This window comes from Nostoc sp., from assembly GCF_036919495.1.
Taxonomy (GTDB): Bacteria; Cyanobacteriota; Cyanobacteriia; order Cyanobacteriales; family Nostocaceae; genus Nostoc.
Window position 1 is genome coordinate 1 of sequence record NZ_JBALBZ010000076.1, and the last position, 8,819, is coordinate 8,819.

Here is an 8,819-nt window from a genome sequence, read left to right on the forward strand (position 1 = left end):
GGAGAGCGACGGCGACTGCCTTCTTTGAGAACTCTGACCAAAACGCGATCGCCATTCCAAGCATTACTCAGATGACTTTCGCGGATGTAAATATCCTCAGCTCCTTCCACATCTTGAATAGCAAAGCAAAAGCCTTTACTAGAACAACGGAGTTTTGCTTCGATTATTCCCTCTTCTGAGACACGGCGGTACTTGCCCCGTTCTTTCACTAAAATACCGATTTTTTCCAGAACATCTAAGGCAATGTGAAGTTTTTGTAAACTTTTTTCATCTTCACAACCAAGTTTCTTTTCTAAAACCTTCCGAGCTACCAATTTATCATCGGTGAAATTGGCAAGGAGTGTAGCGATTGAAAATTCCATGCAGTGAACCGACCTTTGGTCAAAACATCATTTTTTGCTTAATCTGGTTCTTTTCTGTATACCCTCACGGCTTACAGAAACAAGTTGGAAACGAATTGCCAGAGGCAAGACTTCCTAAGTTCTAAGGAAAGGAAGCCCGACCCCGCAAGAGCGATAAACTACTCCCGCAGTTGGGAGCAAAGGAAGGCGACCCACAGAGAATGGGCGTCTACGAACTTCTCACTGCACGATGCTCTCAGAGTTCGCCTGCGTTCAAGTCTCTTCACCTAACCAAACTTAAGATTACACGCCTGATCGGGATTTAGCCCCGCTAGGTAATTACGCGACGGGTTTTTGAGAAGCTGGGTTTAGAGAATCCATACTGCCCAAAAGCGCTATGCAGGGGAGCCACTGCGGTGAGGCAGCCACCCTCTTGGCGGTTCCCGTCGATAGCGCAGCGTTAGCGAGTCTTCTCCCTTGGCGTTAGCCTCTCCCTTTGGGAGAAGGGGAGACGCTAAGAGCGAACGAGCGTCTGGGGAACTGCCGAACCCGGAGGGTCTTGGGGTTTCCCCAAGCGGAGCAAGTGGCGTGGAAACTACAGGTGTTTGATTGTCTAGAGTGAAGGTAATTTTACGACATTAGACTCTGATTTTTAACTAGGCAAAACTGCCGTGAACCCAATTTTCCCACATGTAGAATCGGTAACAATTAGGTGAGCAGGTTAATAAGCAGTGAGGGCGAACCTTATCTCCATTATTGTAGATTTAGAGCGCACTTCCAAAAAATAGTTCTAGATATCCAGTTGGGTAATCAGTATAGCATTGCAGGCAAGGCTACCCAGATAAGTTAGCACTAGCCAAAAATTTCGTCAAAAAAGAGCTATTGCTACAATTAGGACACAAAGCAAGAATATCACCTTGATAGCTCAGAGCAGATAATTATACCTACTCATCGTCTGCCAAGAAACTGATGACACATAGTAAGCAATATTGGCAGGCATCCTGGGTATCGAGTAGATGTAAATTAAAGTAAGGGCAGATGAGCTAGCTTGAACATACAGGCAGTATCAACTCCGTTATTAAAAATATTTAGATTGGTAGCAGTACTATGTTGGCTCAATTCCAGAGCTTGTATCCCAAAGGCAGTCTGATTTCTGAATTAGTGCAAATTTTTCAAGGAAAATATATTGTCCGGGCAAGCGTACAAATAGAAGGCGTAACCCGTGCTACGGGTATGGCAGCAGCAGAAACAGTAGAAGCAGCAGAAGACCAAGCCAGAACCAGGGCGTTGATAGTTTTGGGTATTACAAATGCGCCACAGCAATCAGCCGCATTTAGCTCAAATCCAATTCCCCCAGTGCAGCTAAACCCTTCCTTGAATACCAAAGGTGGATTGAATGAATCGGCTGCTTATTCCTCTGCAAAGGATGAGGATTTTGTTAGTAGTCAGTGGCCAGTTGTCAGTGACAAAGAAATATCGATACCGCCCTCTAAAGTACGGAACATAAAACCAGAAGTAGTAACAAACAATAATGAACAGTATGGGTACAGCAGTGGTGTGTCCCTAGCAAGCGATAACTATAGCCAGGATTTAGGTCAAAACTTTCCAGCGACAGCCAACAAGGAGCTAGAATTTGATCCTCCAGTGGAAAACTTGGAAATAACCTTTGATAACCAGGTGGAAAATCAAACATTTCCAGAGATTTCTGCCAATAATGTCACACCATTTACACCTCGGAGTTACAGCTCTCAAGAGAATGTTGCCACCCCGCCAGTGACAGGAAAGAGAAAGAAGAAAGCTGAACCCGTTGATTTATCGGATGTAATTGCTAAAACAGATGTCGAACTTCAGCGTTTAGGCTGGACACCAGAACAAGGACGGGAACATCTGATTGAAACCTACGGGAAGCGGGGGCGTACTCTGCTAACTGAAGAAGAATTACACGGATTCCTCAAATACCTCCAATCGCAGCCAGACCCAATAGCTGGATTTTGATTAGTCATTAGTCATTTGTCCAAATAAGTAACTGAGCAGTCCACCCATTCCAAAATTAACCCCTCTTCAGTTATGAAAAGGGGTTAATTTTGGGGTTTAAGGGAATTAAAAGTGGTAAATCACCATTTACCAATGCCGACTATTAATTAAGAACAGCAACTGCTGGACGGCTACCAGCGGCGTGACGGTCAATCACTTGGTCAATCAAACCGTATTCTCTAGCTTCCTCTGGTGACATGAAGAAGTCACGTTCAGTATCTTCAGCAATCCGCTCAATTGGTTGACCTGTATGTTCAGCTAAATAGTCATTTAGCCGCCGCTTATGGTAGAGAATTTCCCGCGCCTGAATTTCAATATCAGTCGCCTGTCCTTGAGCGCCGCCTAGAGGTTGATGAATCATAATCCGGGAATGGGGTAGACTCATCCGCTTACCCTTAGCACCAGCACTGAGGAGGAAAGCGCCCATACTCGCCGCCAATCCGGTACAAATTGTACAGACATCAGGGCGAATGTGTTTCATAGTGTCAAAAATGCCCATACCAGCCGTCACCGAACCACCGGGAGAATTGATGTACATATAAATGTCTTTCTCCGAGTCTTCGGCATCCAAATACAGCAGTTGGGCAACAATCAAGTTAGCAATGTTGTTGTCAACTTGTTGTCCCAAAAAGATGATGCGCTCACGCAACAGCCGTGAGTAGATGTCAAAGGCGCGTTCGCCTCGACCCGATTGTTCAATAACGATAGGAATCATGGAAGCGTGTTTGTGGCTACTTTAAATACATTTTATCGGTGACAGCACGAAACTGGGGTTTATCTCTACTGTTCTCAAGCAGATAAATCAAACCTTTATCGTTTTCTCTCGCCCAAAAACAGTACAAAAGATGATTTTGCGATAAATTCAACCCCCAAAGGCACTTTTTAACCGCAAAATATGTCTAAGAAAATATCCCATGAAGAACAAATCAAAAAACTCTAATCATCGTCAACCTCATATCTCGGCATTTGCTGGAAAACTTTGGCGATGTGGTGATTAGACCGATAACCAAAATCAGACTTGCTTGGGGAATTATCTTAATCCTGTAACAATTTAAACATTTTTTTAGGATTTCCCTCGGCAAATATCAAATTATTTTTGTTACATTCAGTAAGTCCATCAAACTAAATGTATTTAGAATAACTAGTCATATTTGAAATGCTATCTATCCAGAGAGACGTGCCATGTTGGAAAAACTTGTACAAGCTGCCATCATCACCTTCTTGCTCCATCTGATAGCAGTACTTAGCCCAAATACTTTAATTCAGTCAAAGACAGCATCACCTGTGCGAGAAACGCCACCAAATATTGTTAGCTTGCTATTGCGATCTTTTCAGTAAGAATTTTTCATGAATTGGATGAGTGTCAGCCCCTTTTGGGAAGTCAAAAGTCAAAAATCAAAAGTCAAAATTAATACCAATTTGAAAAAAGAATGCGACAGATGGATAAGGGCATAACAATGTTCATTGGTGTCAACTTAACCTAAAAGCCATGTTTTGCAAGGAACTTCAGTTCCTTGCTAATAGCTCAACTCATCTTTAGATGACTGAAATATACCCAATAATCTTTAGTCTACTGAAGTAGACTTTAGCTAAAAGCCAAAGAACTTTAGTTCCAGGCAGGTGAGGAAGCCAACAGTTAAGCTTAAGTTGACATCTATGAACAATGTTGTGCCCTTACAAATAATTGATGTGTCATAAATATTATTTGAATTGCTATAAGAACCCTATACTTCTTTACGAGAGGCTGCGCCAACAACTACGCTCAGTAAGCATAAATAAATTTAGTTGCTCTGCATCCAAATTATTTTTTGGTCACCCATATCACAGATATACACTACGACCTCTTACCCAAGAGATAATTCGCTCGTAGGATTTCTTGCTTATCTACATACCTGTCTAGCCTAAGACTCCTGAGAAGAGGATAGACTGAGCAAAGAAGGCAACTATTTGCATTTAATCATGACTAATCGCCTTGCTGAAGCTAAGAGCCTCTATCTCCGCAAACACGCCGAAAACCCGATTGATTGGTGGTCTTGGTGTGATGAAGCACTTGCAACTGCAAGGGCGCAAAATAAACCGATTTTTCTCTCCATTGGCTATTCTAGTTGCCACTGGTGTACTGTCATGGAAGGCGAGGCTTTTTCTGATATTGCGATCGCTGACTACATGAATGCTAATTATCTTCCCATCAAAGTAGACAGGGAAGAAAGACCTGACCTCGATAGCATCTACATGCAAGCTTTGCAGATGATGAGCGGTCAAGGGGGTTGGCCTTTAAACGTATTTCTTTCCCCAGAAGATTTAGTGCCTTTTTACGCTGGTACTTATTTTCCTGTAGACCCGCGCTATGGTCGTCCGGGATTTTTGCAGGTGTTGCAAGCTCTTCGCCGTTATTACGATACAGAAAAAGCAGAATTACAACAACGCAAAGCCTTAATTATTGAGTCGCTACACACGTCTGCTGTGTTACAAGATGGTACAACAGATGAGCTTGAAGACCATGAATTACTTCGCCAAGGTTGTGAAACCAGCACAGGTGTAATCACTCCTAGTCAATCTGGCAATAGTTTTCCAATGATTCCCTATGCAGAACTAGCACTGCGGGGAACTCGATTTAATTTTGAATCTCGCTATGATGGCAAGCAAGTTTGTACCCAACGGGGACTAGACTTAGCACTGGGAGGCATTTACGACCATGTGGGCGGTGGCTTTCATCGCTATACTGTTGACGCTACTTGGACAGTACCCCACTTTGAAAAGATGCTCTACGACAATGGACAGATTGTGGAGTATATAGCTTCTTTATGGAGTGCAGGAGTAGAAGAAGCAGCCTTTGAGAGAGCTGTTGCTGGTACTGTACAATGGCTGAAGCGAGAAATGACCGCGCCTGAAGGTTACTTCTATGCTGCTCAAGATGCCGACAGCTTCATTGATCCCACGGCAGTAGAACCAGAAGAAGGAGCCTTTTATGTCTGGAGTTACGGCGAACTACAACAACTGTTAACGCCTGAAGAACTAAGGGAATTAGAACAGTTTACGGTGACACCTAACGGCAACTTTGAAGGACGTAATGTTTTGCAAAGGCGCTATTCTGGGCAACTGAGTGCAACGGTGGAAACGGCTCTGAGCAAACTGTTTACCGCTCGTTATGGCGTTAGTTCTGAGTCTTTAGAAACTTTTCCTCCGGCTCGTAACAACCAGGAAGCAAAAACCACTAACTGGCCTGGTCGCATTCCCTCAGTGACAGATACGAAGATGATTGTCGCTTGGAATAGCTTAATGATTTCTGGGCTGGCTAAAGCTGCTGGGGTTTTCCAAGAACCGTTATATCTGGAATTAGCAGCACGAGCAGCAAATTTTATCTTGGAAAATCAATTTGTCGATGGACGTTTTCAACGACTCAACTATCAAGGAGAACCAACCGTTTTAGCGCAGTCTGAAGATTACGCCTTTTTTATTAAAGCTCTCCTGGATTTACAAGCTTCCAACCCTGAACATAAGCTGTGGTTAGAGAAAGCGATCGCTATCCAAGATGAATTCAACGAATTTCTCTGGAGTGTCGAATTAGGTGGATATTATAACACATCAAGTGGCTCTAGTCAAGACTTAATTGTACGGGAGCGCAGTTACGTTGATAATGCTACACCATCAGCTAATGGAATTGCGATCGCTAACCTTGTCCGTCTCGCCTTACTTACTGATAATCTAGATTATTTGGATTTAGCTGAACTTGGTTTGAAAGCTTTTAGGAGTGTAATGCATCGCGCTCCTCAAGCTTGCCCTAGTTTATTTACAGCGTTGGACTGGTATCGTAATTCTACCTTGATTCGCAGCACCACTGAGCAAATAAACTCTCTGATCCCCAAGTTTTTACCAACGGCTGTGTTTGCCATCACATCTGATTTACCAGAGGGAAGCGTTGGGTTAGTTTGCCAAGGTTTGAAGTGTCTTGCACCAGCAGAAAATGTAGAGCATTTATTGCAGCAAGTAGAGAAAAGTCAAAATAGGGGATGACGACCAGAAGCGAATTAACAGCAATTGTATTAGCAGGCGGTAAAAGTTCTCGTATGGGTCAAGATAAAGCCTTGATTCCCATTCAAGGAGTGCCGTTGTTACAGCGAGTTAGTAGTATTGCTCAAAGCTGTGCTGATGTTGTTTATATAGTCACTCCCTGGCCGGAACGCTATCAAGACTTGCTTTTGCCTGGTTGTCAGTTTATCCGAGAAGTACCTTTATCTGGAGAATCCCTAGCCCACGGCCCTTTAGTTGGGTTTGCCCAAGGGCTAGCCGAAGTTAAAACAGATTGGGTGCTACTGCTAGCTTGCGATTTGCCGAGGTTGCGGGTTGAGGTGTTGCAAGATTGGGTAACTAGACTTGATAGCGTGGGGGATAATGCGATCGCAGCTTTAGCTCATCATCCCAAAGGTTGGGAACCTCTATGTGGTTTCTATCGCCGTCGCTGTTTGCCACAACTCTTAGAGTTTATCAACCAAGGGGGGCGCTCGTTTCAGCAATGGCTGCGGCAATATCCTGTAGAAGTTTTGCCTTTAGCAAAACCCGAAATGCTGTTTAACTGTAATACACCAGAGGACTTGGCTTTAAGTTAATTGAAAAATAATACAGAATTTTTTTAACGAACTGCTAAGGACGCACTCGCGAGTGCGTCTCGTAGAGAAGGAAGAAATGCTTAACCCAAGCGTATTGCAAGAAAAATAGCGGCTACATAAACTCTCGTGCGCCTGCGCGGACTAACTAAAAATCAAGGCTTTTAACCCGCCTGCGCGAGTAAAGTCTCGTGTACAGGCGGTTTCTAACCGCTTTTAAGAATCTGGGTTGAGTCAACTCGAAGATGAGGAAATCTTTTTCTTAAATTCAAATTTCACACCGGTTAGTTTTTCCGATACAACCCATAGTTTTTTAGCGATCGCTTTGTCTTTGGATAATTCGTTCGTTTCGGCTTTTATTGGATAGCCGCGCATCGTCATAAACCCATTGGGGCCGAAAAATTCCCCGCCTTTCAAGTCTGCTTCGATTGCCGCCCGCAAGGTTGGTAATGCGCCCATCGTGATATCTTGAGCAAAGATGCCGCTGAGATATTCCACAACGCCCGCAGTTCTCTGCAATTCGGTTGCCGTCCAGCCCGGATGCGAGGCGGTTACAAGTATGTCGATACCATTATCTTTTAGTTTTCGGTCGAGTTCGTAGGTAAAATAAAGGTTGGCAAGTTTGCTGTCGCCGTAGGCTTTCCATTTGGCATAACTTCTCTTTTCCCAATTCAAATCATCGAAATCTATCTTGCCCATAATATGTCCGCTGCTCGAAAGATTGACAATTCGTGAGCCTTCGGTGCCGATCAAAAATTGCAAAAGCTGTCCCGTCAAAGCAAAATGTCCAAGATGATTAGTGCCAAACTGCAATTCAAAACCGTCCGTCGTTTTTGAATACGGCGGAATCATCACACCCGCATTATTAATCAGTAAATCCAGACGCAAATAATTTTTCTGAAAGTTTTCAGCAAAATTTTTAACTGATGCTAAATTCGCCAAATCAAGTTCCATCACTTTGACATCGGCATCTTTATTCTGTTGAAGAATTTTTGCCAATGCCTTGTTTCCTTTGTCCAAGTTGCGAACCGCAATAACTACAGACGCTTGTTTATTAGCTAAAACCCGCGCTGTTTCATAACCGATGCCGCTACTCGAACCCGTTACAATTGCTACTCTTCCTTTTTGACTCGGAATATTTTTTGTGTTCCATTTTTGATTTTTCATTTTATTTAGTCCTACTTAATTAATCGAATATTTGTTTAATTAATTCTCAAAAAAAGAATTAATTAATTCATTACTGCATCCCATGCAATTTTATTGGAGATCCCCCCAACCCCCTTAAAAATAAGGGCTTTTAGAGTTTCTTTTCCCCCTTTTTTAAGGGGGGTTAGGGGGGATCTTCGAGTTTCAAAATAGTCCCTACGCCCATTTCAACTATTCCTATAACAGAACACTCAAGCTTTCCAGTCCATGTACCAACAGTGTTGGAATTGGTTTAAGAGTCTGGGTTGAGTCAACCCGAAGATTAGGAAATTCTTCCAGCAAAGCCCTAAGCGCAATCTTGGCTTCTAGTCGAGCTAAAGGTGCGCCCAAACAGAAATGAATTCCATTACCAAAGGCAAGATGTTTATTAGGTTGTCGATCAATGATGAAGCGATCGCCATTCTCAAACTGAAGTTCATCGTGATTGGCAGAATTTATCCACGCCCGCACAAGTTGCCCTTGAGGAATTATCTGGTCTCCAATTTTGGTTTCTACTTGGGTGTATCGTTGTAAGTGAGTAATCGGGGAGCGATAACGCAGGGGAGCATCCCATTTTTGCAAAGACATTAGATAGCAAGTTGACCATTGAGGTAGGCACAGCGAAGTTGTAGTATGGACGGCACATTGGCAGGAT

The 8,819-nt window shown here is 43.3% G+C and carries 7 protein-coding genes and 1 pseudogene; 4 read left to right on the forward strand and 4 right to left on the reverse strand.

Annotated elements, in window-relative coordinates:
- Positions 1 to 362 (reverse strand): annotated as a pseudogene (locus tag V7K25_RS10255) (iron ABC transporter substrate-binding protein); the annotation flags it as partial.
- Positions 363 to 1,448: 1,086 nt separating this feature from the next.
- Between V7K25_RS10255 and V7K25_RS10260 the strand changes: the two are divergent.
- Positions 1,449 to 2,336, forward strand: a complete 888-nt coding sequence (locus V7K25_RS10260; RefSeq protein ID WP_335157512.1) for a hypothetical protein — start codon at positions 1,449 to 1,451, stop codon at positions 2,334 to 2,336.
- 142 nt (positions 2,337 to 2,478) lie between these two features.
- Here V7K25_RS10260 and clpP read toward each other — a convergent pair whose 3' ends face one another.
- Complete coding sequence (clpP, locus tag V7K25_RS10265; RefSeq protein ID WP_196517036.1) at positions 2,479 to 3,090, reverse strand: ATP-dependent Clp endopeptidase proteolytic subunit ClpP; 612 nt, start codon at positions 3,088 to 3,090, stop codon at positions 2,479 to 2,481.
- Between the two features lie 467 nt (positions 3,091 to 3,557).
- Here clpP and V7K25_RS10270 point away from each other — a divergent pair, with 467 nt between their 5' ends.
- From V7K25_RS10270 to V7K25_RS10280, 3 genes are all read left to right on the forward strand, one after another.
- Complete coding sequence (locus V7K25_RS10270) at positions 3,558 to 3,713, forward strand: hypothetical protein (RefSeq protein ID WP_335157514.1); 156 nt, start codon at positions 3,558 to 3,560, stop codon at positions 3,711 to 3,713.
- Between the two features lie 621 nt (positions 3,714 to 4,334).
- Entirely contained in the window at positions 4,335 to 6,389 is a 2,055-nt protein-coding gene (locus V7K25_RS10275) for a thioredoxin domain-containing protein (protein ID WP_335157516.1), read from the forward strand.
- Positions 6,386 to 6,982, forward strand: a complete 597-nt coding sequence (locus V7K25_RS10280; protein WP_335157518.1) for a molybdenum cofactor guanylyltransferase — start codon at positions 6,386 to 6,388, stop codon at positions 6,980 to 6,982. The genes V7K25_RS10275 and V7K25_RS10280 overlap by 4 nt, the downstream gene beginning before the upstream one ends.
- Before the next feature lie 231 nt (positions 6,983 to 7,213).
- Here V7K25_RS10280 and V7K25_RS10285 read toward each other — a convergent pair whose 3' ends face one another.
- A complete protein-coding gene (locus V7K25_RS10285; RefSeq protein WP_335157520.1) occupies positions 7,214 to 8,146 on the reverse strand; it encodes an SDR family NAD(P)-dependent oxidoreductase in 933 nt (310 codons plus the stop codon).
- A 216-nt stretch (positions 8,147 to 8,362) separates the two neighbouring features.
- Positions 8,363 to 8,819: cytochrome P450 (locus V7K25_RS10290; RefSeq protein ID WP_335157522.1), on the reverse strand; the 457-nt coding region annotated here is incomplete at its 5' end.